Source organism: Companilactobacillus pabuli (assembly GCF_014058425.1).
Classification (GTDB): Bacteria; Bacillota; Bacilli; order Lactobacillales; family Lactobacillaceae; genus Companilactobacillus; species Companilactobacillus pabuli.
Window position 1 is genome coordinate 562,831 of record NZ_CP049366.1, and the last position, 25,570, is coordinate 588,400.

Below are 25,570 nucleotides of genomic sequence, written 5' to 3' on the forward strand. Positions count from 1 at the left end.
TACCATATTTTATGGCATTATATATCAAAACAGGTAGGTGTAAATTTGAAAACCTTAATAAATAATGATTGGCAAGAAGTTTTGAATGGTGAATTTGACAAACCGTATTATGAAAAGCTTCGCGAATTTCTAGTAGAAGAATATAATACGCAAACTATTTATCCAGAGATGCACCACATTTATCAGGCTTTTGAGTGGACTCCCTTTTCAAAGACGAAGGTTGTCATTTTAGGACAAGATCCTTATCATGAACCAAATCAAGCAATTGGTTGTAGTTTTGCCGTTCAACCGGGTGTAACGATTCCACCATCATTGCGTAATATTTACAAGGAATTACAAGATGATTTGGGTTGTACACCAGTTAATCACGGTTATTTGAAATCTTGGGCTACTCAAGGAGTTTTATTGCTCAACTCGGTTCTCACAGTGAGAAGAGGTCAAGCTAACTCTCATAAGGGTAAAGGCTGGGAACAGTTAACCGATTATGCTATCAAGGCCTTGTCAGAACGTGGCAAAGTTGTCTTTATTTTATGGGGAAATGCTGCTAAGAGTAAAATTCCCTTGATTGATCAATCGAAGAATACAATTATTTCTTCAACGCATCCGAGCCCATTTGCTGCTAGATATGGATTTTTTGGCTCCAAACCATTTTCTAAGGCAAATCAAGCGCTTTTAAACTATAATGAAAAAGAAATCAATTGGCAGTTACCTGAACGTGCTGATGATGAAATGGAGGAAAAGTAATGGATTTATTTGAAAGTCTCAAAAGTAAGATTAATGGAAAGGATTTAACAATTGTTTTCCCAGAAGGTGAAGAACCTAGAATTTTAGGTGCTGCCGTTCGTTTAGTTAAAGAAAATGTTCTTAAACCTATTTTAATTGGTAGCCAAGAAGAAATCGATAAGGTTGCTGACGAAAAATCATTTGATATTTCTGGTATTGAAATTATTGATCCTAAAAATTATGCTGACTTCGACACAATGGTTGAAAAATTTGTTGAACGTCGTAAAGGTAAGAATACTAAAGAACAAGCTGAAAAAATGCTTCTAGATAACAACTATTTTGGAACAATGCTAGTTTATATGGACAAAGCTGACGGGATGGTTTCTGGTGCCATTCATTCAACTGGTGACACTGTTCGTCCAGCTCTTCAAATCGTTAAAACAGCTCCTGGTAATTCAAGAATCAGTGGTTCATTCATCATGCAAAAAGGTGAAGAACGTTATATGTTCGCTGATTGTGCTATTAATATTAATCCTAATGCTCAAGAATTAGCTGAAATTGCCGTTCAAACAGCTAAAGATGCTAAGTTATTTGATATCGACCCTAAAGTTGCTATGTTGAGCTTTTCAACTAAGGGTAGTGCAAAGAGTGATGAGGTTACAAAAGTTGCCGAAGCCACAAAGATTGCCCATGAATTAGCACCTGATTTAGCACTTGATGGTGAATTACAATTTGATGCTGCTTTTGTACCTAGTGTTGGTGCCCAAAAGGCTCCAGATTCTAAGGTTGCTGGACATGCAAATGTCTTTGTCTTTCCAGATCTTCAATCAGGAAATATTGGTTACAAGATTGCTCAAAGATTTGGTGGTTTTGAAGCCATTGGACCTATTTTACAAGGTCTTGCTAAGCCAATTTCTGATTTGTCACGTGGTTGCAATGAAGAAGATGTCTATAAGTCAGCTATTTTGACAGCAGCTTTGGCATTATAGAATTAAGGAGAAATTATGCTTGAATATCAAGTAACGACCCATTCATACGAAGAAACTGAAGATTTGGGTGAAAAGTTAGCGAAATTACTAAAACCAAGTGATGTTGTAGTCTTAAATGGTGATTTAGGCGTAGGAAAAACTACATTGACTCGAGGACTGGCTAGAGGATTAGGCATTAAACGTAATGTAAAAAGTCCTACATTTACTTTAATTCGTGAATATAAAGATGGCAGAATTCCTCTGTATCATATGGACGCCTATCGCCTAGAAAGTAGTCCTGATGAAGATTTAGGCTTCGATGAGTATTTTAATGGCGATGGTATAACAATGGTTGAATGGCCCCAGTTTATTAAAGACGAGATTCCTGATGACCATTTAACGATTAATATTGAACGTTTATCTGATACAGATCGCCAAGTTACTTTTAAATTACATGGCGATAAATTTGATCAGCGAGGTTTTGACCAATTATGAGCCAACAACTAAAATTACGTGAAGCTATTCCTAAAGATGCTCAAAATTTATTGAATTTTTTGAAAAAGGTCAGTCAACAAAGTGACTTTATTTCGTTTGATGATATACAATCGACTGCAGTTCGGGATGAAGAGATTTCTTTAGATGCAATTTTCCAATCAGAGTACGATGAGTTGATCATAGCGGTTTTAGATGACGAGATTATTGGATATTGTCGCCTAGAAAGAATTGATGCTCAAAAGGCCGAATTTGGCGTCGTGGTCGATAAAGAATTTTGGAACAATGGAATTGCCTCTTATTTGCTAGAAGAAGCAATCGATTGGGCCAATGCTTCACCGCTAGAAAAATTAGTTTTAGAAGTATACAAAAATAACCCAGCCGCAATTCATATTTATCAAAAATATGGATTTACAACTGAGTTAACAAAAGATAAAACGATAGTAATGACAAAGATGGTTAAGTAAGCTTAATCATCTTTTTTATTTGTTCAGTTCCAAATTCTTGTTCTGTTTTGAGCAAGATTTCAGCACAGGCCACACTATCAGCTAAAGCGTTATGGTGATTTTTTAAATCGATATTTAAGGCTTTCGAAACAGTATTTAGTTTGTGATTAGGAAAGTCGGGGTAAAATTTGCGACTCGTTCTCAAAGTATCTATCGTTAAGTATTTTGGAGCCATAATGCCATAATTAGTTAAGGTGTTTTTTAAAACGCTGTTATCAAAACTAGCATTGTGCGCTGCAACGAGGTGACTATTGTCAAAGAGTGGTTCAATGTGAGGCCAAACTTGATCAAAAGTTGGTGCATCTTGAACATCTTGAGGTGTTATGTGGTGGATTTGAATGTTACGTGGACTGAAGACTTCTCTTGGATTGATCAGCGTATAAAAACTATCCACGATTTTGTTTTCTCGCACGAGTACTAAGGCTAATGAACAAGCACTAGAACGTTTGCCGTTAGCCGTTTCAAAATCCATGGCGACGAAATTCATAGATTATTCTCCTTTAATATTAAGGTCTAATTCAATTGGGCAATGATCTGATCCGTAGATGTCGGTTAAAATATCGGCATTTTGAATCAATTGTTGACCATTTTTAGAAACGACAAAATAATCGATTCTCCACCCAGCGTTATTTTTACGAGCATTAAAACGATAACTCCACCATGAATATTTAATTTCTTCTGGGTGAAGTAATCTAAAACTATCGATAAAGCCGCTATCGAGAAGTTGACTAAATTTATCACGTTCTTGGTCAGAAAAACCAGGATTCTTGTGATTAGTCTTGGGGTTCTTTAAATCGATTTCCTCATGGGCAACGTTTAAGTCGCCACAAAGAATTACGGGTTTATCGGCTGATAATTGTAACATATATTTACGCAATGCATCGTCATAACGCATCCGATAATCGACACGCTTTAATTTTGGTTGTGAGTTAGGTGTATAGCTATTGATTAAATAAAAATCAGGGAATTCTAAGGTTATCGTGCGTCCTTCATCATCAAATTCTTCGATACCTAAACCTTGTTTAAAAGAAATTGGTTCAGTTTTTGAAAAAATTGCCGTTCCAGAATAACCTTTTTTCTTAGCGTAAAAGAAGTATTGATGATAACCAGGTAGGTCAAGATCTAGTTGTCCCTCTTGCATCTTAGTCTCTTGAATGCTGAAAACATCAGCATTTAATTGTTGAAAAGTAGGAACGAAATTTTTTTTGACGACAGCACGTAAACCGTTTACATTCCAAGAAATTAGTTTCATTAAAATCACCTCGGCATAATTATAGCATTATTGGGATGCCTGTTTGGTCGTTTAGTAACTAACTATGTGATAAAATTAGACGTAAGTCTTAGTAACATAAAGGATGATGAATATTGAATTTTCCAGTTGAAAAATTACCAAATATTGAATTTAAGTTAAATGAACCACTTAGTAAATATACATTTACTAAAACTGGTGGAAATGCTGATACCTTAGCTTTTCCGAAAACACGTGAAGAGTTGATTCAAATCGTTGATACCGCACGTGTCAATCAAGTGCCAATCACAGTTATTGGTAATGCCAGTAATTTAATTATTAAAGATGGTGGCATCCGTGGCATTGTGATTATTTTGCCTAACTTTAAAAAGATTGAAGTTTCTGAAACTAAAGTTACTGCTGAAGCTGGTGCAACAATCATTAACACTACGATTGCGGCGCAAAAAGCTGGTTTAACGGGCATAGAGTTTGCGGCTGGAATTCCCGGAAGTGTCGGGGGAGCTGTTTTCATGAATGCTGGAGCTTATGGTGGAGAAATCAAAGATGTTTTTGAATCTGCTGAAGTTTTATTGCCTGATGGACACATTACAACTTTGACTCATGATGAAATGAATTTTAGCTACCGTCACAGCACTGTTCAAGACGATGGCGGTATCGTTATAAGCGCTACGTTCTCTTTAAAGCGTGGCAATAAAGAAGTTATTCAAGAAGAAATGGATCGTCTAAATGCTTTGAGACGTTCTAAGCAACCTTTGGAATACCCATCATGTGGTAGTGTCTTTAAACGTCCTAAAGGTCACTTCACTGGTCCTTTGATCATTAAAGCTGGTTTGCAAGGTAAAATGGTCGGCGGTGCTCAAGTTTCTATGAAGCATGCCGGTTTTATCGTAAATGTCAAACATGCTACGGCAACTGATTATATGAATTTGATTCATCTGATTCAAAAGACTGTTAAAGAGAAGTTTGATGTTGAACTTCATACCGAAGTTCGCATTATTGGTGAAGACAAAAAATAAAAGAACGGTAGGTGTTGTCTGTGGAAATACTTGAATCAATTATTTTGATTCTTTCACTCTTAATTATTGCCAATATTGTTAGTCACTACTTTGTGTCGATTCCACCGAGTTTGTTACAAATTGCGGCCGGAGTTTTGGCGGCATTATTTATGCACGTCAAAATTTATGTCGATACGGAGTGGTTTTTGTTAGCGTTTATTGCACCGATTTTGTTTAATGACGGAAATAATTTTCCTAAACGAGAACTTTGGAAACTCAAAGGTCCAATTTTAGGTAATGCGATTATTTTGGTCATTATTTCAACTCTAGTCGGTGGAGTATTCGTGAAATTTTTAATCCCAAGTTTACCTTGGGCGACCGCCTTTACATTAGTGGCGGTTTTATCACCAACCGATCCAATCGCGGTTCAATCGATTGCTAAAAAGGCGCATATTCCTGACAAGCTGATGCATTTAATCAGTGGCGAAAGTTTGATCAATGATGCGTCTGGTTTGATTTGCTTTAAATATGGAGTTGCTGCCACTGTTACTGGGATGTTCTCATTAAAGAGCGCTACGATCGATTTCTTCCATATTTCAATTGTTGGTGCTTTAGTGGGTGCAATAATGATTTGGATTTTTAACGGAATCCGTTTGTATTTGATCAATCAAGGTGTGGATGATTCAATTTTGCATGCCATAATCCAAATTATTATTCCATTTATTATTTACTACGTTGCTGAAGATATCTTTGACGTTTCTGGAGTTGTAGCGGTCGTAATTGCTGGTATTTTGAATATTTCTTCAAACCACAATATGAGTGCTTTTACACCGGAAATCAGACTGATTACTTCCAGAACGTGGGATTTAGTCGTTTACGTTTTGAACGGAATCGTCTTCGTCCTATTAGGAATTGAAATACCTTTTGCCATGGAAGAATTAGTTCATAATGACAATATCAATACATTTTGGGCAACAATTTTAGCCTTTGCTATTTGGGTAATGTTAGTTGTTATTAGATTTGCCTGGAGTTACGTTTATTCGACATTTTCTAATAATCCTGACGGTAAAATCAAGTTGTGGTCTAAAACTAGACTTTACGACTGTTTAATGTCTGGGATTTCTGGGGTTCGTGGAGCCGTAACTATGGTCGGTGTTTTATCGTTACCAATGACCATCAAGGGTGGAGATCCATTCCCTTCTAGAACGTTGTTGCTATTCGTTGCCAGTGCGGTAATTATTTTCAGTTTGCTAGGAGCAACGATTTTAATCCCACTTATGACTAAGAGTAGTGCTCCGGTTGCTTATCGTGGTAATACTTTTAGTTCTGATGATTCAGATGATTCCGACGATGAGGAAGAAGAAAGTGCACCAGTTGAATTAACTCAAATAGAAGCTAATCGTGTTATTTTGGATAAAACAGTCAAAAAACTTCGGAATGAAATGGATGAAGGCGATACGGCCGTATATTCTTCAGTTATCGCTGAATATTTGAATGATATTAGAAATTTGAGTTTTCGTAATAATAACTCTAATGTTGTTAGTCATCAAATCAGTAAGCGTCGGGTAAAAAGTAAAAAAGATGCTGAATTATGGGACATTTGTTTTAATTGTGAGTTAGATGCTATTGATGAATTGTATGAAAATCATGAGATATCTGATGATTCATACGATTTAGCAACGAGAAAAATTGCTAAATATAAAAAAGAAATTGTTCACAGACGTTATAATACAACGATAGAATTTTTCATCAGCTATTTTAGAAGAACTTTTTTACAAATTAAGCGTTGGATCTATCGTTCAGTTAAATATAACGACGTGCAACAAATGAACCAAGACTCTATCAAGATATCAATTGCTGGAGCAAAGAAAGCTTTGGAAAAACTTCAAGAGTTAGATCAATCTGATCAGGAAGACATTGATGATAACTTAATTTATATTTTCCAACGGCATTATGAAGATCGCCTAGAATTATTGCAAGGTAAGTATCGTGGACGTTCACCAGAGTTCAATAGTGAACGAATGGCGTTAGAGGTCAAAGCTTTGAGTTACCAACGAGCTTTTGTCCAAGATATGTTAGAACAAGGACGTGTCAGCAAAGTAACTGCCAATGAATTACGAAAAAATATTAATTATAGCGAAGAAGTTATCAACATAGGTGTGGAATAAAACACAAATATGATGAACTTTTATAATTTTTATTGTTTGTTATAATTAGTTCGAACTGCTAAGGAGCTAGAAAAATGAATTTTATACCAAGCAATATTTTTACATGGCAGAACCTGGCTAACTTGGTTGATATCCTAGTAGTCTGGTATGTTTTATACAAAGTTCTGTCAATGTTACGAGGAACTAAAGCAGTACAGCTTCTCAAAGGAATCGTAATTATTTTTGTTATTAAATTGGTCAGTTGGGCTTTAAATTTACACACTGTATCATTTTTAATGGACCAATTAATCAATTGGGGAATTATTGTCATTGTTATAATTTTCCAACCAGAAATAAGACGTGGTTTGGAACATTTGGGAAGATTGCCGTTATTCAGTTCGACGAGCAATGAAGAAGGTAAGACGAAGAATCATTTGATTGAAAGTCTTGATCAAGCTATTCAGTACATGAGTAAACGCCGGATAGGTGCTTTAATAACTTTGGAAATGAATACTGGTTTGGAAGAGTACGTTGAAACCGGAATTGATTTGGATGCTGAAGTTACAGGAGCTTTATTGATCAATATATTCATTCCTAACACGCCGTTACATGATGGGGCAGTTATTATTCGAAATAATCGTATTTCGGTAGCTGCTGCTTATTTACCTCTTTCTGAGAGTAATACGATTCCCAAGGAATTAGGAACGCGTCATAGAGCCGCTGTTGGTATCAGTGAAGTAACTGACGCCATCACAATCGTTGTTTCTGAAGAGACTGGTGGTGTTATGATTACGCGAAACGGGCATATGATGTTGGATTTGACTAGAGAAGATTATCTTAAATATCTTCACGCTCAGTTGAAAGATCCAGATGAAAATGCTAACCGTTCAATCTTAGATTTCTTTAAAATAGGTCGTCGAAAGAAGGAGGACCAAAATGAAAAAGATAATTAACAGTAATTATTTTTATGCATTTATTGCCCTCTGTTGTGCACTATGGCTGTTTTTCTACGTAAGTTCACCTGGTGTTGGATCGACGAGAGATTCGAATCAATCCAACACTTCGACTGTGACGAAGAAAACAACTATTTCAGTGCCATTGCAATTACAAGCCGACGTTGATAAGTATTACATAACTGGGTATCCAGAGACCGTTAAAATAACGATTGAAGGGCCTTCAGCTTTGGTCACGGCGACTAAAAATACACAAAATTTTAATTTATATTTGAATTTAAAAGATTTATCTGTTGGACAGCATCGTGTGCAAATCAAGGAGTCTGGTTTGAACAGTGAATTGACTTATAGCATTAAGCCTAAATATGTCACTGTCAATATTCAGCACCGTGAAACTAAAAAATTCGATGTAGATGTCGATTATAATCAAGATTCTTTAGCTACCGGTTATGAAACTGGTAAGGTGGAAGTCTCTCCAGAAACGGTAACAGTGACTGGTGCGGCAACTGAAATTGAGAAAATTGCTAAGGTAATTGTTAAGCCAATTTTGCCAAAAGGAATAAAATCGACATTTGATCAAGAAGTTTTAGTGCAAGCACTCGATAAAAATGGTAAAACTGTAAATGTTACATTGGATCCACAAACAGTTCACGTCAAAATTCCGATATCGATTCAAAGTAAACAAGTCAGCATAAATTTGAAACAAAAAGGTACTTCAAGTAGTACCACCTCAAATTTGTCGGTCACCTCTGATGTTAAGACAATTCGAGTCTACGGAACGCAAGATCAAATCGATGCAATTGATAGTTCTGTTGACGTACCAGTTGATGTCAGTGATGTGAATGGCAATACTAAGAAGTCGATCAATTTGAGTGATGCTTTAGGAAATAAAGTGGCGTTTACAGATCCAGATACTATTGATGTTTCGATCTCGACGGGTTCGTCCAGTTCATCAAGCAGCAATAATAGCAGTAATAGTAATAATACAAGCACTAATACTACCAATAGTAGTACTAGCGATAATAATACAAGTTCATCGAATGATAATTCGACAGACGATAATAGCGAACAATAATACGCTGGGGGTAAGTTTTTCATGACAAAATATTTTGGAACAGATGGAGTAAGAGGTATTGCAAATAAAGAATTAAGTCCCGAATTAGCATTTAAGCTAGGAAGATTCGGTGGCTATGTTCTAACACAACATTCAGAAAATGATGATGCACGTCCACGTGTTTTAGTTGCTAGAGATACACGTATTTCAGGTCAAATGTTGCAATCAAGTTTGATTTCTGGATTACTTTCTGTAGGTATCGAGGTTTTGGATCTTGATGTAATCACTACTCCTGCTGTAGCATATTTGATCCGTGCCGTTTCAGCTGATGCTGGAATCATGATTTCTGCATCACATAATCCTGCTGAAGATAACGGAATTAAGTTCTTTGGTTCAGATGGTTATAAGTTGCCAGATAAGGTTGAAGATGAAATTGAAGAACTATTAGATGCTAAAGAAGATACTTTACCAAGACCATCAGCTGAAGGTTTAGGTAGCGTTTCTGATTATCCAGAAGGTGCCCAAAAGTATCTTCAATTCTTGAAACAAACTCTATCCGATGATTTGAGTGGTATGAAGATTGTTTTGGATACTGCTAATGGTTCAACTAGTCGTTTAGCAAGTACATTATTTGCTGATTTAGGCGTAGACTTTGAAATTATGGCATCTCATCCAGACGGAATCAATATCAATAAGAATGTTGGTTCAACTCATCCAGAACAATTGGCACAACGTGTTAAGGAATCGGATGCTGTAGCTGGATTAGCTTTTGATGGTGATGGAGATCGTTGTATTGCGGTAGATGCTGACGGAAATATCGTTGATGGTGACAAGATCATGTTCATTCTTGGTAAATACCTTCACGATGGTGGTCGTCTCAAAAAGGATACGATCGTAACAACTGTTATGAGTAATATCGGTTTGTATAAAGCTATCGAAGCTAATGGGATGAAGTCAGTTCAAACCGCTGTCGGAGATCGTCACGTGGTTGAAGAAATTCGTAAGAACAATTACAACATTGGTGGCGAACAATCAGGTCACGTTGTTTTGTATGAATACATGAATACTGGTGATGGTATGTTGACTGGTATCCACTTGTTGCATGTTATGAAAGAAACTGGCAAGAGCTTGGCAGAATTGGGTGCACCCGTTAAAGTATATCCACAAAAATTAGTTAACGTACCAGTTGCTGATAAGAATTCATGGGATAAACATCAACCAATTCTTGATGCTATCAAAGCTGTCGAAGATGAAATGGATGGCGATGGTCGAGTATTAGTTCGTCCTAGTGGTACACAAGCATTGTTGCGTGTTATGTGTGAAGCTTCAACTGAAGAAAAAGTTAACGAATACTGTGATCAAATCGTTGAAGTAGTTAAAAATGAATTAAGCTAAAATATTAGTTTTATGACATTAAAGACTATATAATAAAATTAATAAATAGAGATTGAGGGATTAATACCTCAATCTCTATTTTTTTGGCATACTTTTTTCTTATTGATTTTATAGTGAGTTAATTATATCGGCATATACCAACTATACCGATTTAGTGAATATGGTATGTACCAACTATACCATTTAAGAAAAATGTTAATATTTTCTTGACAATAAAACCTAATATTAGTATTCTAGGCATTGTCGCAAGATGATAAAGTTAATTCGAATGAACTATACCATTTAATAATAATAAACTAGACCAATTTAGAAAGGCTTGAAAAACTATGTGTGGAATTGTTGGAGTAATTGGAAATAATAAAACTACTGATATTTTATTGAACGGATTAGAAAAACTAGAATACCGTGGTTATGATTCAGCCGGCATTTATGTCAATAACCAAGCAGGTAAAGATTATTTGGTTAAAGAAGTTGGTAAAATTAGTAAACTTGAAAATGCTGTTACTGATGATGTTGTTGGATCAGTCGGTATTGGTCATACTAGATGGGCAACTCATGGTAAGCCAACAGTTGAAAATGCACATCCTCACTTCTCAGAAGATAACCGTTTTTATTTAGTTCACAATGGTGTTTTAACTAACTTTGAAGAATTAAAAGAAAAATACTTACAAGGCGTTGATTTTAAGAGTCAAACTGATACTGAAGTAGCTGTTCAATTAGTTGATCACTTTGCTAAAGAAGGACTTGATGGTGAAGCTGCTTTCAGAAAAGCTTTAGGTTTGATTCAAGGTTCTTATGCATTTGCTATGATCGATAAGGAACAACCTGACAGAATCTTTGTTGCCAAGAATAAGAGTCCATTGTTGATTGGTTTAGGCGATGGCTCTAATGTGATTTGTTCTGATGCCATGGCCATGTTAGACCAAACTCATGAATTCGTTGAAATTCATGATGGTGAAGTTGTTATTTTGGAAAAGGGTAGCGTTAATATTTCTAAGATTGACGGCACACCAGTTCACAGAGATTCATACACAGTTAACTTGGATGCAAGTGATATTTCTAAGGGAACTTACGAACACTACATGCTAAAAGAAATCGACGAACAACCAAACGTAATGAGAAAAATTTCTCAAAATTACATCAAATCTGATGGAACTTTGAATGTTGAACAAGATTTATTAGATGAATTGAAAAAAGCTGATCGTTTATATATCGTTGCTGCCGGAACTAGCTACCATGCAGGTCTAGTTGGTAAAAATATTTTTGAAAAGATTGCTGATATTCCAGTTGATGTTGAATTAGGTAGTGAGTTCGGTTATCACATGCCAAAACTTTCTAAACATCCATTCTTCATCTTCTTATCACAAAGTGGTGAGACAGCTGATAGTCGTCAAGTGCTTGTTAAGGTAAATGAGATGAATTTGCCAAGTTTAACTATGACGAATGTTCCTAACTCAACTCTTTCAAGAGAAGCAACCTTCACAATGGAACTTCTAGCTGGTCCTGAAATTGCCGTAGCTTCAACTAAAGCTTACACAGCTCAAATTGCTGTCGAATCAGTTTTGGCCAAAGCCTTAGGTGATGAAAAGAACTTGGAAGTAGCTAAAGATTTCAATTTGAAGAAACAACTTGCTCTAGCTGCCAATGGTATTCAACAAATTGTTGATGAAAAAGCAACTATCAAGAAATTAACAGCAGATTATTTAACAGATCAAACAGATGCCTTTTATATTGGCCGTGGAATCGATTATGCTTTGTCACTTGAAGCAGCCTTAAAACTAAAGGAAATCTCTTACATCCACGCTGAGGGCTTTGCTGCTGGAGAATTAAAGCATGGTACGATTGCATTGATTGAAAAGAATACACCAGTTATTGCTTATATCAACGATGGTGTCGGTGCTAGTCATACTCGTGGTAATATTCAAGAAGTTGAAGCTCGTGGTGCTCATGTACTAGTAATTGCTAGTCAAAAATATGCTGAAAAGGGCGATCAAATAATTATTCCAGAAATAGATGAATTGATTTCACCAATTATCAGTGTCGTACCAGCCCAACTAATTGCCTACTATGCAAGTTTGGCACGTGGAAATGATGTTGATAAACCTCGTAATCTTGCAAAAAGCGTGACAGTAGAGTAGCCTATTTAGACATAGTGGATATATAATAGTCTCGTAATTGAGGCTATTTTTTTTACTATAAAATATATAGATTGGTGGTTTTATGAGGAATAAAAAATTAAATCTGTTTTCAACAGTTATGTTTGGTCTGAGTGCTATTATTGGCTCCGGTTGGATGTTCGGTTCTAGTCAAGCAGCTCAAATAGCTGGTCCAGCGGCAATTTTGGCCTGGATTATTGGAGCAGTTTTAGTAGCAATGATTGCGATGGTTTATGTTGAGATTGGGACAATGTTTCCCGAAGAAGGTGCGATGAGTCGGTTTACAATGTATACTCACGGATCACTTCTAGGACACATTTTCTCATGGGCTAATTGGCTATCGCTCTTAGCAATTTTACCGATTGAAGCTGTAGCATCAACTCAATACATGAGTACTTGGCCTTGGAAATGGGCTCAGTGGACTCATGGCTTTATGAAAGATGGTCAACTAACGACTCAAGGCCTAATGATGGCAGCCGTGATGATTTTGATATTTACGTTTATCAATTATTGGTCAGTTGCGATTATGGCCAAATTTAACAATTTCATCTCAGTTTTGAAGTTAGTTGTACCTATTATTACAATGATCGTTTTGGTTTCCGCTCATTTTGATTTTGGTAATTTGGGAAGTTCTTTTCAAGAGTTTATGCCTAACGGTTCTTCTTCAATTTTCGTAGCAATTGGAAGTGCCGGAATTATATACTCTTACGTAGCATTTCAAACTGTTATCAATTTGAGTAATGATATTAGTAAGCCTTCAGTTAATATTAGACGGGGAATTATTATTTCGTTATTAGTCAGTGCCTTGATTTATATTGCCTTACAAATCGTCTTTATCGGCGCTTTACCACAGTCAGTAATTAATGCTGGCTGGGCTAAAATCAATTTCAATTCTCCATTTGCTGATTTGGCTATTTTGTTAAATATTTATTGGTTATCGACTTTGGTTTACTTTACAGCCTTTATCTCACCAGTTGGTAGTGGGATTGCCTTTGCTTCTTCAGCAAGTAAATCATTATCATCGATGCCTAAGAATAAGCATTTGCCAATGTTTTTGAGCAATGCAAATAATAAGTATCATTCACCACGAGTAGCCTTAATGATTAATATGTTAGTTAGTTTTATTTTGATTTTACTATTTAAGAATTGGTCACTCTTATCAAGAGTGGTTGCCGCTTCAACCTTGATCTCACTTTTGTCAGGTCCAGTTGTAGCAGGTAGCTTACGGAAAATGGGTCCTAATTTGAAACGTCCAACGAAGATTAGAGGGATGCATATTTTAGCACCGATTGTCTTTGATTTGATAAGTTTGGCAATTTATTGGGCAATGTTTCCAACAACCGTGGAAGTTATTGTTATAATTATTGTTGGTTTGCCAATTTACTTTTTCTACGATGCACGTCGTGGATTTAAGGAATTTAAGCAAAAATTATATGCTAGTTTGTGGTTGATCGTACATTTATTTGGATTAGCAATGATTTCATGGTTAGGTGGTTCTGATTTCGGAGGGATTAACTTAGTCCCTTATCCATTTGATTTTGTTGTGATTTTGATTTTCTCTACATTCATGTACTTTTGGGCAATTCATTCTTTGTATTATTCAGGATATTTTGATGATGCCAAGGAGATCAATGCAACAGTTAAAATGGAAGATGAATAATGAAAAGAATCAAGCAATATGAGAAGTGGTTTTATGGAATAGCAATCGTGATTTTATTGGGATTGTTTTACAGTTCCTCTATGACTTATAAACAACAGACATCGGTACCTTTTTTGGAAAGGTATCTTCAAAATAAGCCTTTTGAACATGGTTTGTCCCAAATTGGCTTCAATTATGGTGGCAAATATCAATCAGTTGCTAACGATGGCTATTTTAAATTTGTCGAGTTTTTTATTCGTAAAGGAGCACACTTCAGTATTTATTTAGTGTTAGGAGTTTTCTTAGCTTTAGCCTTGATTACGTATTTCAGGCGTAATTATTTTTTGATGATATTTATACCTTGGATGACAACGACTGGGTTAGCAGCTTTTGATGAATTCCATCAAGGATTGACTGGTGGTCGGACACCATTAGTTGAAGATGTGATTTTGGATAGTGCTGGAGCCTTTACGGGTATTGTTATATTAATAATTTGTCTGTATTTGTTTAGCTTTAAAAACAAAAAAAATGATTCAAAATAATAAAATATTAATTACAGAAAACGGCCTAAATGGTCGTTTTTTTTGTTATACGATGAATTATCGAATCTATTAAAAGAAACTTGTCAAAGGCATAAAAATAGAAATTAAAAATAGAAGATGTATTATATTAGTTGAGATGTTTAGACAGGCTTATGATTTTTATTTCATCCCAGCAAGGACGGTTTATTAATATGACGAGTAAGAAATTAACAATTGATAAAAAAGAATTATTAATTGCCGCAGGTGCAGCAATGACTTTAGGATTGGGGACTAGCGTAGGTCATTCAGTCATTGTTCATGCGGATACGACTGCTAATAATACTAGTTCGGTTGCTGTACCTTCTAAAACAACTACCGATTCAACACCATCAACATCAGATAAAGCAGCTACTGATTCTGATACTGCTTTTAATGATGCATCAACTGCGACATCATCAACATCTACGCAGACGAAGACTACAACTGATGCTGCAACAGATGATGATACTAAAACGGCCACAAATAATGCTACTGATACTGCGGTGACTACGCCCAAAGCTACTTCTGATACGGCAACTAATACGGTGACTCAAGCAGCGGGTAATACTAATACTGACGATACTAGTACCGAAAAAACAACTACCCAACCAGTGACCACAAGTTTGGCTAAATCGACTACGACAAATGATACCGAGACTCCAGTAGCTGCCACTTCAACTACTACGCCAACTACACCAACTGATACAACTACAACTGATGCTACAACAACCAAGGATACAACTGATACGAAAGCAACTACATTAACGCCAGTAGATACCAGTGCTAATACAATTTCTTCAGATGGTGACTATACTGATGCTAATAAATTTAATTGGAGTACAGATGATGATGGTAATGCCACTTTGACTGGGACTAATTCCAATTTAACGGCTGACGATACAGATATTAATATTCCACCTAAGATCACTGTTACGAACAAAGATACTAATGCCAGCACGGACTATAATGTTACAGCAATTGGTAATGCGGCTTTCTTTAGCAACCAAAATATCACTAGTGTTCAAATCAATGATGGTGTAACAGATATCGGAGACGATGCCTTTGCTTATACCAAAGTAACAAATCTTGATTTATCCAATAATAAGACTTTGCAAAATATTGGTAAGCAAGCCTTTTCCAGTGATCAGATCAAACAAGTTCAATTGCCAGATTCAGTTGAAACGATTGGTGATTCAGCCTTTTCTTACAATAATGCTTTGACATCACTCACTTTGCCTACAAATTTGCAAACGATTGGTTATCAAACTTTTGCCGGTAATACTAATTTATCGAGTGTAGATTTCTCAAAGGCTACTGATTTGCAAAATATTGGAGAAGAAGCCTTTGCAACTGATGCTAAGTTAACTTCAATCGATTTGAGTAAAAATAATCAATTAACAAATATCAGTAAGGCTGCCTTTATTTATGATAATGGTTTAACATCAGTAACCTTGCCAGATAGTTTGGAAACAATTGGTGATCAAGCCTTCTTAGCTAATACTAGTTTGACTTCAATGAAATTTGGTCCCAATTTGAAATCAATCGGTTACCAAGCTTTCACTTATAATGACAATTTAAGTAGTCTAGATTTTTCAAATGCTAATGCTTTAACGACAATTGGTACTGGTGCTTTTGAATATTCTAATTTGCAAGGTACGATCACTTTACCAGCTAATTTGCAGTCAGTTGGTGAATATGCTTTTGCCGGTAATAATATTTCCAATCTAGTACTTAATAATAATTTACAGACAATCAGCGATGGAGCTTTTTCAACCAATAAATTGACAGGTACATTGGCAATTCCTGATTCAGTACAAAGCATTGGTGATTCTGCCTTCAGCAATAATCAATTAACTGGTATTTCATCCAATGCTTCTGATTTTCAAGTGGGGGCAAATGCCTTTAGCAACAATCGAATTACAACAGTTTTATTGCCAAATATTTCATTAAATAATGTTAACTTGGATGGTATAGTTGGCCAATTAGCAGCTATCTTTACTGATTCTGCCCACAATAAGATTTCTGATTATTTCAATATTGATATCGGTGGAGTAACTGAAAATGATTTAACAATTTCTGACTTAAGTAACGGCGTAACTTATAGTAATGGCGTCTTCAATATTCCAACTGGTACTAACAGTTTTACTTTCGATTGGGCTTTGCCAAGTGCTGATAAATATAGCGGTACATATGATGTTGTTTTGGACAATCCAGTTATCAAAGCAATTGATTCTAAGGTTGCAGCAGGAACAAGTTGGCAAGCAAGCGATAACTTTATTAGTGCAGAAAAAGATGATGGCTCAACGATTCCATTTAGTGATATAAGTTATGAAGTCACTGCACCAGATGGAACAAAAGGTCAAAGTATCGATACAACTAAAGTTGGAACTTATCAAGTTGTTTACTCATATGGTAGTGAATCAAGCACTATCACAGTTCAAGTCTACAAACGTTCTGGTACGTATAATATAACTGGTAATCAAGAAGTAACTTACAATGGTCAAAATCAAAATATTGATCTTAATGATTACACAGTTAACTTGTCAGATGGCTCAACTTATGCACTTCAAAACGGAGATTTGGTCTTTTCTGAAACAAGTGATGCTAAAAATGCTGGAACTTATCAAGTCATTTTGTCACAACAAGGAATTGATAATATTAATAACTTGGCTCAAAGTTCTTATATCGATTGGTCAGCAGGTCAAAGTGGTAGCTTAGTAATTGATAAGGCACCAATCACGATAACAGTTGATAATGCAACCAAAGTAGCTGGAAGCAAAGATCCTGCATATAATGTCGAGCTTTCTATGCCTAATATCGTTGATGGCGATGATCCAGTTTATACAATAGTTAGGGACTCTGGAGAAACCGCTGGAACATATAAAATCAACGCCGTTGTCGATGAAAGTCAGAACCCTAATTATTCAATTACAGTAGTTCCCGGCACTTTAACAATTACTGCTGATAAACAAAGTTTGGTTGGCAGCAATTATACGATGCACGTTGGAGATTCAACACCAACTGCCAGTGACTTCCAAGCTTCAGCAACAGACGTTAATGGTAATCCTTTGGATGTTAACGTCGATTTGAGTAAAGCTGATTTGAATACCGTTGGAACTTATAATGTTGTATTGAGTACCACTGATGGACAAGAAAAGACGGTCCAATTAACAGTTGAAGCTGATCCAACCAATGGTGGCGGTACTATTGATCCAACAGATCCAACAGATCCAACAGATCCAACAGATCCAACAGATCCAACGGATCCAACGAATCCAACGGATCCAACAGATCCAACGAATCCAACAGACCCAACAAATCCAGTAGATCCCCCAGTCGTATCACCAATTGAACCAACAGTTCCTGATGAAAAAGATCCAAATAATAATGAGACTGGTAGTAATTCCGGCAATAATCAAAATATTAATACGGATAATAATGATGCCGGTGGTAGTACTAATAACAATACCAACGACACCTCAAATAATAATGTCAATGACTCAAATAATGTGATAAGTAATAATCAAAAGAATACTTCAGGAACAATTGTTAATAATAGTTCACATCCTAAGGTCATTATGGAAGGGAATGTCTACTATGTTCCAGGAATTAAAGGACAATCTAACGGTGTCTTGGTAGCTCCAACTAATTTGCATAAAAATGGCTATGTTCCTACTAATCAAAGTGGTATTCAAACATTCCCACAAACAGGTAATGATAATGGTACTTTAATGAAAATTCTCGGTGCGATGATTGCTGTTTTGACGCTAGGTGTAATCGATATCAGAAAAGTTCGTCACTAGATAAATAAAAACTGCTTTTTTGATGGTTATTTGACCTGCAAATATTGAAATAACATAGTTGTTTTGATAAAATAATATGCGGTTTACAATAATCATGAAAGAAGGAAACAGAAATGTCAGGACATTCAAAATGGCATAACATCCAAGGTAGAAAAAGTGCCCAAGATGCAAAGCGTGGTAAAATCTTCCAAAAGTTGTCTCGTGAATTATTTATGGCAGCTAAGGCGGGTGGCTCCGATCCTAACGATAATGCTGCCCTTCGTTTAATAGTAGATAAAGCTCGTGCAGCCAATATGCCAAAGGACAACATCAAGCGTGCCTTAGACAAGGCTGATGGCGGCAGTGAAGATCATTATGATGAAGTTACTTACGAAGGCTATGCTCCAGGTGGAGTCGCAGTTTTAGTAGAGGCTTTGACAGATAACAAGAACAGAACTGCTTCTGCCGTACGTGTTGCATTTACCCGTAACGGAGGTAGCATGGGTTCAACTGGTTCAGTTTCATACATGTTTGACCGTAAAGGTTACATTGTTTTGGATCGTACAAAGAACTCACAAGATGAAGATACAGTATTAATGGATATCATGGATCTTGGTGCGGATGATTTGCAAACATCTGATGACGCTTTTGAAATCTATACAGAAGCAAAAGAATTTGCTGCAGTTCGTGATGGTTTAATTGAAAAGGGATATGATCTTGCCGATGCAGAATTGACAATGATTCCTCAAAATACAACACCAGTTCCTGAAGAAAAGAAGGAACAATTCCAACACATGATCGATCAACTTGAAGACGATGATGATGTTTCAGAAGTTTACACTGCTGCTGCAGATGAAGACGACGAATAATTTTTTAAAATTAAGACCGTAAACGATTAAGTTTACGGTCTTTTTTTGCGTAGTTTCTTTTGTAAAGGAGGAATTAATATGTCAATTATTACGATGGTCAAAAACTTGTTAACTGAAGCTTGTACGAATAAAATTTCAGATATTTATTTCTTGCCTAGAGAAGATCATTACCATATCGAAGCCCGTAATGTGCTTCAAACATATACGGTAGCGGATCTGACAACTGAAGAAACTACTATGATTATGAATTATCTTAAATTCAATTCTGGTTTGGATATTTCGGAAAGGCGACGTGCTCAAAAAGGTTCGTTTAACTTTATGTATCAAAATCGACAAATTTTTATCCGCGTGTCAGCGGTAGGAGATTTCAAAAATCGAGAATCAATGGTCATTCGTTTGATTTATCCTCAAGAATTAGTTTCGCCAGTGTCAGAAGAAATTATTGAAAATTTGTTGCCGATTGCTAAGCAAAAGGGAATGATGCTTTTTGCTGGTCCTATGGGTTCAGGAAAAACTTCGTTGATGTATTCATTAACACGTCATCTCGGTTATGAGAAGAGAGTCATGTGCATTGAAGATCCAATCGAGATTGTAGAAGATAGTTTTTTACAATTGCAGGTCAATGATGAGGCAGGGATGACTTATGAAGAGTTGATTAAAACTACTTTGCGTCACCGACCAGGTATTTTGATTATTGGAGAAATCAGAGATGCTAAGACTGCTCAGCAAGCCATTCGGGCAGCTATTTGTGGCTATACTGTTATGTCTACGATTCACGGCAAATCTAAATATTCGGTGATTCAGCGACTACAGCAATTTGGCGTTAGTGATGAAGAAATCGTTAATGCTATCAATTTGATTTCGTATCAAAGGTTGATTCCGACGTATGATGATTTACAGATTTTCTTAGATACCTTGAATACTAAAGAAATTAAAGAATATTTGGAAAACAATCTCAAAGATGATCGATGGGGACAAGGGATTCGCAAAATTTATCAAGCAGGGCGAATAGATGAAGATGTTTATCAAGAATTTGTTAACGGATAAGAAAATAAATTCTAAGCAACAGGCAGAGTTTTTATTGATAATTAGCAAACTCTTAGGGAACGGATTTTCACTAAGTCAGTCGATTAATTGTTTGCGCTTACTCGAAAACAAGCACGATGTCTTTGAAAAAATTCATCAAGATTTACAAAATGGTGCAATGATTTCACAAGCGTTACGTCATTTGCAATTACCAGATGTGATTTTTAATCAAATTGTCATTGCTCAAAATCATGGGAAAATTGATCAAACATTAATGCAAACAGGAATTTTATTAAAGAGCCAAGCCCAACAAAAGAACAAATTGAAGGAACTGTTAATTTATCCGAGCTTTATTTTGGCATTCTTATTGACAATGTTGGTAGGAATGAAGATTTACATTGTGCCACAGTTAGCTATTGCTGGTAGTGGGAAGTCAATCGATTTATTTCTGGGAATCATCTTGATTAGTTTAGTTTTGTTAGCAAGCGGAGTAATTTTGTTGATTATTGATTTACGTCGAAAAGATGAATACCATCGTTCGCTATTACTTGTGAAATTGCCCTTAGTTGGCAAAATTTATTTACATTTTTTCCAATTTTTAATTTTGCAAGGACTGGGGATGCAATTAGCCAGTGGTATGAATTTCTTTATAATTTGTGAATCTAGCAATCGCTTCCAAAAGGGCTCGATTCAACGCTATTTAGGTAACAAATTTATTCAAGAATTACAGCAAGGAAAAAGTTTAATTCAGATGATCAAAGAGGAACCATTATTACCGGATCAATTGCAAGTCATTATTCAAGCTGGCGAAAGTGGACCACAATTGGCCCAGGATTTGTTATTGATTTCGGAACTGAAATTTGAAGAGACTAAGCAAGAATTAAAAAAACTTTTGAATTTAGTTCAGCCAATATTATTCGGTATTATTGCAATCGTGATCGTCGTAACGTATTTGATTGTTTTGATGCCGATATATGGAATGATGAAGGGGATGTCATGATGAAAAAAATTAGAAAAGGTTTTACTTTGATTGAAATGGTTGTTGTTTTATTTATTATCTCTTTGTTGATGTTAATTATGGTGCCAAATATTGTGGCTCAAAAAGAAAATGCGGACAAAAAATCTGATGAGGCTTTTAAAACAACCTTAATTACTCAAGCAGAAACTTATTTGGCTGATCATCCGGATAAGACAACTGTTTCAGTAGCTGACTTGCAAAAAGAAAATTATATAACCGCAGATCAATCTAAAAGGGTTCAAAAAATAAAAGACCTTAATCCTAGTAATTTAGTTGAAAAAGAAAAGACTGATGCAAGTTAGAAGAGCTTTCACGTTATTGGAAACTGTCGTGAGCTTAGCCATATTTTGTAGCCTGACAATTTTTTCAATCTATAATCTCAAAGACTATCAGGCTAGAGTTGAAGAACGTCAGTATTTACAGTGGTTTAAGGACTCTTTTAAGAGCACCTTTAATTATTGCTATTTACACAATACTGGAGGAAGAATGGTCTTTGATAAAAAGAGAATCATTTTTCATACTCCACAAGACGACAAAACTAAAACTCAAAGTAAAAAAATACCCAAATCTTTAAAGATAACTTCAGGTACGCGAGCCAATTACACAATCAATAACAGTGGTGAAGCAACAGCCACAACAATTACAGTCGAGTCAAATTTGAGCCATAAAAAGATATTTTATAAAATTCAGATGAATTGGGGTGAAATCATTGAGACTACATCGTGAAGGTTTCGTCTTAGCAGAGTCACTTGTGGCACTATCGATTTCAGTTTTGATAATTTTTACCCTGACTTATTGTGTCAAAGAAGAATTTAAACTGATCAATCATTGGGAGGAGCGCGTTAATGCTCATAAAATTGTTTTGCTAAATTTACAAAGTAAAAATGTCCCCAATCCTTTGGTCATCAAGGATAAAAAATATTTTTTCGAATCTAACAATAACGAATATCGGGTAACGGTCAATAAAAATGTTTATCAAATTAAACCAGCCACATAGAGGATTTACTTTATACGAGACAATCATCGCTTTAATGGTCACAATTTTGACTTTAGGAGTTTTACAACAAAGCCTACAAATTTTAAAAATCATTCAACAGACGGATTTTCAAGAACAAGTTAGATGGCATATCACTCAGGAAAAACTACAAACGGTTTTGCAAAATAGTAAAATTATTAATTTAAAAAATCAGCGAATAGTCTATTCATCAAACGATGAACAAAATAAGCGAGTTATTGAGAAATACTGGGCAGGAGGTAAGTTAATGTTGCATGCAACGACAGTTTTGAATGGAGGACATGAGCCGATTATGACGGACCTGAGAAAAATTAATATTGAAAAAAATGGAAATTTAGTTATTATTACAACAGAGAATAAAGCTCAGCAAAAATCGACGATGTGTTTAGTTTATAATGATTAATTGGTTGCAAAAAAATCAAAAACATAGCGCAACTGTCCTGTTAAATAGTATATTAGTATTAATGGTCGCAATTATGGTTATTGGTTACAGCAGCTCTTATTTAGCTGAAGAAATCAATGATTACCAAAAATTGGACGAAATGTACAAGCAACAAATTAACAAGAATTTTAATAAAAGTAATAAAATAGACTATCGTGAATTTAGGAATCCTTGAATAAAATCGATTCCAACGTTAAAATTTTATTATGAAGCAAAGAGGTTAACTATGTCAGAAAAAGATATGCAATCATATTTTGATAAGCTAAACAAAGCCAATTCTTTATTGAAGGAGTCTTTGAAAGTAAGTAATATTGATACACTTGCCGAGAATTTAACTAATATTTCCGATGGTAAAGTTTATGTTGAAAATTCAGTTCCTGATCAAGAAACGGTTGCTAAACTAGAAGCAATTTATCAAGAATTAAAGCAACTAAACTTAACTCCATTACAATTAAAGCAAGCTATCACGGTTGCTATTATCAAAGCTCAAAAAGATGATAAAGCAGAAGTCAATAAATTAATGACTCCAGATGCCATTGGTTTGATTGCGAGCCTTATTGCTTATGAGGTACTAAATGTTCAAAATAAAAAAACGGTGAACATAGTTGATCCGACGGTCGGAACAGGTAACTTATTGATTGAAGTTATCGAACAATTGAATATGACTGATAAATTTCATATCAACGCTGCAGCTTTGGACAATGATGACACGCTCGTTGCCTTGGCCAAGTCATTTAGTGAAGTAATGAATCTTAATTTGGATGCCTATCATCAAGATAGTGTAGCGGATTGGGATATTACCGATATCGACATGGCAGTAGCAGATTTACCAGTTGGCTACTATCCAATTGATGAAAATGCTAAAAACTTCCAGACTAGCGCTGAATCGGGCCATTCTTATGCTCACCATCTGTTGATTGAACAAACAATGAATAATTTGAATGATGGTGGACTGGGTATTTTTATTGTTCCATCACAAATTTTCCAAACTGATCAAGCTAAGAAATTATCTGAATGGATGGTTTCAAGTGTTTATTTGCAGGCTGTCTTAGACTTACCTGCTAATTTGTTTGCTTCTAAAGAGGCACAAAAGGCAGTAGTCGTTTTGCAAAAACACGGTGGCAATGCTAAGCAAGTGGAAAATGTTTTGATGGGTACAATTCCAGACACTAATAATCCCAAGTTGTTTGAAGGATTTAAAGACCAGTTACAAGACTGGGCTAAAAATTTTAAAGGTTAGGTGAGATTAAATGTCTAAAATCATGGCCGTTAATTCTGGTAGCTCTACACTGAAGTGGAAACTATACACAGTACCTGGTGAAAAGGTTGTTGCAAAAGGAATGGTTGATCGTCTTGGCCTTTCTGATTCAGTTTTTGAAGTTGAATTTGGTGGTAAAAAGATCAGTGAGATGGGTGATATCCCTGATCACACAACTGCTGTCAATAAAATGCTCGATAAGTTGATCGACTTAAAAATCATTGATGATTATTCAGAAATCACTGGTGTCGGTCATCGAGTAGTTGCTGGTGGTAGTATCTTTAAAGACTCCGCTGTTGTGACTCCGAGAGTAATTCAACAAATCAAAAATTTGTCAGAGTTCGCTCCACTGCACAATCCTGGACAAGCTGCTGGTATTGAAGCATTTGAAAGAATATTGCCAGATGTACCACAAGTAGCTGTTTTTGATACTTCATTCCATCAAACAATGGATCCAGTTAATTACTTGTATAGCATTCCTTACGAATATTATGAAAAATATGGTGTTCGTAAATTTGGAGCTCACGGTACTAGCCATAGATATGTCTCACAAGCTGCAGCCGATTATTTGCACGTACCTTTGAATGACTTGAAGATTATCTCTTGTCACTTAGGTAGTGGTTCATCAATCGATGCGATTGAAGACGGCAAGTCAATCGATACTTCAATGGGCTTCACGCCACTAGCCGGTATCACAATGAGTACACGTTCTGGGGACATTGATCCTTCACTTGTTGCTTATTTAATGCAAAAGTTAAAGATTACTGACCCTAGTGAAATGGTTAAAATTTTGAATACCAAGTCTGGTTTATTAGGTATTTCTGGCGTTTCACCAGATATGCGTGATTTACTAGCTACTAGAGCGGAAAACGATCGTTCTGATTTGGCAATCAAAATTTTCATCAATCGCATCGTCAAATATATTGGTTCATACATCGCTATGCTCAAGGGCACTGATGTAATTATCTTTACCGCTGGTGTTGGTGCAGGTAATGCTGAAATCAGAGCAGATATTGCCAATAGTTTTAATTATATGGGTGTAAAAATTGATAATGAACGTAACGAAAATGGTACTGGAACACGTTTGATCAGTACTGATGATTCAACAGTCAAGGTTCTAGTCGTTCCTACAGATGAGGAACTAATGATTGTTCGTGACGTCATTCGTCTAACTAAATATAGTGATTAATATTCAAGGAATCGAAACTAATTTAACTAGTTTTGACTCCTTTTTTTTATTCCAAAAACTAGAAGAAAAATGATACAAAAATCAAAATGTAAGCCTTTACTTTCCTAAGAAAACTGCTATATTTGAGTTGTATA

Annotated in this window: 24 protein-coding genes; 22 read left to right on the forward strand and 2 right to left on the reverse strand. The window is 35.7% G+C overall.

What is annotated here, in order from left to right; translation table 11 throughout:
- The first annotated feature begins 45 nt into the window (after nucleotides 1–45).
- The 4 genes from G6534_RS02750 to G6534_RS02765 are packed head-to-tail and all read left to right on the forward strand — an operon-like array spanning nucleotide 46 to nucleotide 2,650.
- Nucleotides 46–744 (forward strand): uracil-DNA glycosylase, encoded by a 699-nt coding sequence (locus tag G6534_RS02750; RefSeq protein WP_059074756.1) that lies wholly within the window; start codon nucleotides 46–48, stop codon nucleotides 742–744.
- Nucleotides 744–1,712 (forward strand): phosphate acetyltransferase, encoded by a 969-nt coding sequence (gene pta, locus G6534_RS02755; RefSeq protein ID WP_182083114.1) that lies wholly within the window; start codon nucleotides 744–746, stop codon nucleotides 1,710–1,712. The genes G6534_RS02750 and pta overlap by 1 nt, the downstream gene beginning before the upstream one ends.
- 15 nt (nucleotides 1,713–1,727) lie before the next feature.
- Nucleotides 1,728–2,186 (forward strand): tRNA (adenosine(37)-N6)-threonylcarbamoyltransferase complex ATPase subunit type 1 TsaE, encoded by a 459-nt coding sequence (tsaE, locus tag G6534_RS02760; RefSeq protein WP_059074754.1) that lies wholly within the window; start codon nucleotides 1,728–1,730, stop codon nucleotides 2,184–2,186.
- Nucleotides 2,183–2,650 (forward strand): GNAT family N-acetyltransferase, encoded by a 468-nt coding sequence (locus G6534_RS02765; RefSeq protein ID WP_059074753.1) that lies wholly within the window; start codon nucleotides 2,183–2,185, stop codon nucleotides 2,648–2,650. Before tsaE ends, G6534_RS02765 begins: the two co-directional genes overlap by 4 nt.
- On the opposite strand, the gene G6534_RS02770 is transcribed toward G6534_RS02765, so the two are convergent.
- Together G6534_RS02770 and G6534_RS02775 are read right to left on the reverse strand one after the other, a co-directional pair.
- A complete protein-coding gene (locus G6534_RS02770) occupies nucleotides 2,643–3,176 on the reverse strand; it encodes a 3'-5' exonuclease (RefSeq protein WP_059074752.1) in 534 nt (177 codons plus the stop codon). The two genes, G6534_RS02765 and G6534_RS02770, sit on opposite strands and share 8 nt — an antisense overlap.
- A 3-nt stretch (nucleotides 3,177–3,179) precedes the next feature.
- Nucleotides 3,180–3,941 carry an exodeoxyribonuclease III gene (locus tag G6534_RS02775; protein ID WP_059074751.1) on the reverse strand — a complete coding sequence of 254 codons (762 nt, stop codon included), beginning with the start codon at nucleotides 3,939–3,941 and terminating at the stop codon, nucleotides 3,180–3,182.
- A 113-nt stretch (nucleotides 3,942–4,054) separates the two neighbouring features.
- Between G6534_RS02775 and murB the strand changes: the two genes are divergently transcribed.
- From murB to G6534_RS02865, 18 genes are all read left to right on the forward strand, one after another.
- Entirely contained in the window at nucleotides 4,055–4,954 is a 900-nt protein-coding gene (gene murB / locus G6534_RS02780; protein WP_059074750.1) for a UDP-N-acetylmuramate dehydrogenase, read from the forward strand.
- 20 nt (nucleotides 4,955–4,974) lie between these two features.
- Nucleotides 4,975–7,101, forward strand: a complete 2,127-nt coding sequence (locus G6534_RS02785; RefSeq protein WP_182083115.1) for a Na+/H+ antiporter — start codon at nucleotides 4,975–4,977, stop codon at nucleotides 7,099–7,101.
- 74 nt (nucleotides 7,102–7,175) lie between these two features.
- On the forward strand, nucleotides 7,176–8,033 hold the full coding sequence (gene cdaA / locus G6534_RS02790) for a diadenylate cyclase CdaA (RefSeq protein ID WP_059074749.1): 858 nt from the start codon (nucleotides 7,176–7,178) through the stop codon (nucleotides 8,031–8,033).
- On the forward strand, nucleotides 8,017–9,108 hold the full coding sequence (locus tag G6534_RS02795; protein WP_059074748.1) for a CdaR family protein: 1,092 nt from the start codon (nucleotides 8,017–8,019) through the stop codon (nucleotides 9,106–9,108). Before cdaA ends, G6534_RS02795 begins: the two co-directional genes overlap by 17 nt.
- A 21-nt stretch (nucleotides 9,109–9,129) precedes the next feature.
- Nucleotides 9,130–10,482 carry a phosphoglucosamine mutase gene (glmM, locus tag G6534_RS02800; RefSeq protein ID WP_059074747.1) on the forward strand — a complete coding sequence of 451 codons (1,353 nt, stop codon included), beginning with the start codon at nucleotides 9,130–9,132 and terminating at the stop codon, nucleotides 10,480–10,482.
- A 326-nt stretch (nucleotides 10,483–10,808) separates the two neighbouring features.
- On the forward strand, nucleotides 10,809–12,620 hold the full coding sequence (gene glmS / locus G6534_RS02805) for a glutamine--fructose-6-phosphate transaminase (isomerizing) (protein ID WP_182083116.1): 1,812 nt from the start codon (nucleotides 10,809–10,811) through the stop codon (nucleotides 12,618–12,620).
- An 82-nt stretch (nucleotides 12,621–12,702) separates the two neighbouring features.
- Nucleotides 12,703–14,298: an APC family permease gene (locus tag G6534_RS02810; protein ID WP_059074745.1), complete on the forward strand. Its 1,596-nt coding sequence runs from the start codon at nucleotides 12,703–12,705 to the stop codon at nucleotides 14,296–14,298.
- Entirely contained in the window at nucleotides 14,298–14,819 is a 522-nt protein-coding gene (locus G6534_RS02815) for a VanZ family protein (protein ID WP_059074744.1), read from the forward strand. Before G6534_RS02810 ends, G6534_RS02815 begins: the two co-directional genes overlap by 1 nt.
- Nucleotides 14,820–15,010: 191 nt before the next feature.
- Complete coding sequence (locus G6534_RS02820) at nucleotides 15,011–18,640, forward strand: leucine-rich repeat protein (protein ID WP_182083117.1); 3,630 nt, start codon at nucleotides 15,011–15,013, stop codon at nucleotides 18,638–18,640.
- A gap of 113 nt (nucleotides 18,641–18,753) precedes the next feature.
- Complete coding sequence (locus G6534_RS02825) at nucleotides 18,754–19,488, forward strand: YebC/PmpR family DNA-binding transcriptional regulator (RefSeq protein WP_057813702.1); 735 nt, start codon at nucleotides 18,754–18,756, stop codon at nucleotides 19,486–19,488.
- Between the two features lie 78 nt (nucleotides 19,489–19,566).
- On the forward strand, nucleotides 19,567–20,535 hold the full coding sequence (gene comGA, locus G6534_RS02830) for a competence type IV pilus ATPase ComGA (RefSeq protein WP_059074742.1): 969 nt from the start codon (nucleotides 19,567–19,569) through the stop codon (nucleotides 20,533–20,535).
- Nucleotides 20,501–21,514: a type II secretion system F family protein gene (locus G6534_RS02835; RefSeq protein ID WP_182083118.1), complete on the forward strand. Its 1,014-nt coding sequence runs from the start codon at nucleotides 20,501–20,503 to the stop codon at nucleotides 21,512–21,514. The genes comGA and G6534_RS02835 overlap by 35 nt, the downstream gene beginning before the upstream one ends.
- The gene (gene comGC, locus G6534_RS02840; protein ID WP_338025396.1) at nucleotides 21,511–21,834 is read left to right on the forward strand and encodes a competence type IV pilus major pilin ComGC; all 324 of its coding nucleotides are present in this window, start codon (nucleotides 21,511–21,513) and stop codon (nucleotides 21,832–21,834) included. Before G6534_RS02835 ends, comGC begins: the two co-directional genes overlap by 4 nt.
- Before the next feature lie 184 nt (nucleotides 21,835–22,018).
- Nucleotides 22,019–22,258 (forward strand): hypothetical protein, encoded by a 240-nt coding sequence (locus G6534_RS02845; protein WP_182083119.1) that lies wholly within the window; start codon nucleotides 22,019–22,021, stop codon nucleotides 22,256–22,258.
- Entirely contained in the window at nucleotides 22,242–22,529 is a 288-nt protein-coding gene (locus tag G6534_RS02850) for a hypothetical protein (protein WP_059074737.1), read from the forward strand. Before G6534_RS02845 ends, G6534_RS02850 begins: the two co-directional genes overlap by 17 nt.
- Nucleotides 22,501–22,950, forward strand: coding sequence for a ComGF family competence protein (locus G6534_RS02855; protein ID WP_082666966.1), 450 nt, complete (start codon nucleotides 22,501–22,503; stop codon nucleotides 22,948–22,950). The genes G6534_RS02850 and G6534_RS02855 overlap by 29 nt, the downstream gene beginning before the upstream one ends.
- A 265-nt stretch (nucleotides 22,951–23,215) precedes the next feature.
- Complete coding sequence (locus G6534_RS02860; RefSeq protein WP_182083120.1) at nucleotides 23,216–24,229, forward strand: class I SAM-dependent methyltransferase; 1,014 nt, start codon at nucleotides 23,216–23,218, stop codon at nucleotides 24,227–24,229.
- Nucleotides 24,230–24,239: 10 nt separating this feature from the next.
- The gene (locus G6534_RS02865; protein ID WP_059074732.1) at nucleotides 24,240–25,436 is read left to right on the forward strand and encodes an acetate/propionate family kinase; all 1,197 of its coding nucleotides are present in this window, start codon (nucleotides 24,240–24,242) and stop codon (nucleotides 25,434–25,436) included.
- Nucleotides 25,437–25,570 lie beyond the last annotated feature (134 nt).

Bases quoted from the DNA above. Each gene is read 5' to 3' on its own strand.
- G6534_RS02795 (WP_059074748.1), top strand. From the start codon at position 8,017: ATGAAAAAGATAATTAACAGTAATTATTTTTATGCATTTATTGCCCTC.
- comGC (WP_338025396.1), top strand. From the start codon at position 21,511: ATGATGAAAAAAATTAGAAAAGGTTTTACTTTGATTGAAATGGTTGTT.
- comGA (WP_059074742.1), top strand. From the start codon at position 19,567: ATGTCAATTATTACGATGGTCAAAAACTTGTTAACTGAAGCTTGTACG.
- G6534_RS02810 (WP_059074745.1), top strand. From the start codon at position 12,703: ATGAGGAATAAAAAATTAAATCTGTTTTCAACAGTTATGTTTGGTCTG.
- G6534_RS02835 (WP_182083118.1), top strand. From the start codon at position 20,501: ATGAAGATGTTTATCAAGAATTTGTTAACGGATAAGAAAATAAATTCT.
- cdaA (WP_059074749.1), top strand. From the start codon at position 7,176: ATGAATTTTATACCAAGCAATATTTTTACATGGCAGAACCTGGCTAAC.
- G6534_RS02825 (WP_057813702.1), top strand. From the start codon at position 18,754: ATGTCAGGACATTCAAAATGGCATAACATCCAAGGTAGAAAAAGTGCC.
- G6534_RS02820 (WP_182083117.1), top strand. From the start codon at position 15,011: ATGACGAGTAAGAAATTAACAATTGATAAAAAAGAATTATTAATTGCC.
- G6534_RS02845 (WP_182083119.1), top strand. From the start codon at position 22,019: ATGGTCTTTGATAAAAAGAGAATCATTTTTCATACTCCACAAGACGAC.
- G6534_RS02865 (WP_059074732.1), top strand. From the start codon at position 24,240: ATGTCTAAAATCATGGCCGTTAATTCTGGTAGCTCTACACTGAAGTGG.
- tsaE (WP_059074754.1), top strand. From the start codon at position 1,728: ATGCTTGAATATCAAGTAACGACCCATTCATACGAAGAAACTGAAGAT.
- G6534_RS02855 (WP_082666966.1), top strand. From the start codon at position 22,501: ATGTTTATCAAATTAAACCAGCCACATAGAGGATTTACTTTATACGAG.
- glmM (WP_059074747.1), top strand. From the start codon at position 9,130: ATGACAAAATATTTTGGAACAGATGGAGTAAGAGGTATTGCAAATAAA.
- G6534_RS02775 (WP_059074751.1), bottom strand. From the start codon at position 3,941: ATGAAACTAATTTCTTGGAATGTAAACGGTTTACGTGCTGTCGTCAAA.
- G6534_RS02765 (WP_059074753.1), top strand. From the start codon at position 2,183: ATGAGCCAACAACTAAAATTACGTGAAGCTATTCCTAAAGATGCTCAA.
- G6534_RS02815 (WP_059074744.1), top strand. From the start codon at position 14,298: ATGAAAAGAATCAAGCAATATGAGAAGTGGTTTTATGGAATAGCAATC.
- glmS (WP_182083116.1), top strand. From the start codon at position 10,809: ATGTGTGGAATTGTTGGAGTAATTGGAAATAATAAAACTACTGATATT.
- G6534_RS02770 (WP_059074752.1), bottom strand. From the start codon at position 3,176: ATGAATTTCGTCGCCATGGATTTTGAAACGGCTAACGGCAAACGTTCT.
- pta (WP_182083114.1), top strand. From the start codon at position 744: ATGGATTTATTTGAAAGTCTCAAAAGTAAGATTAATGGAAAGGATTTA.
- G6534_RS02860 (WP_182083120.1), top strand. From the start codon at position 23,216: ATGTCAGAAAAAGATATGCAATCATATTTTGATAAGCTAAACAAAGCC.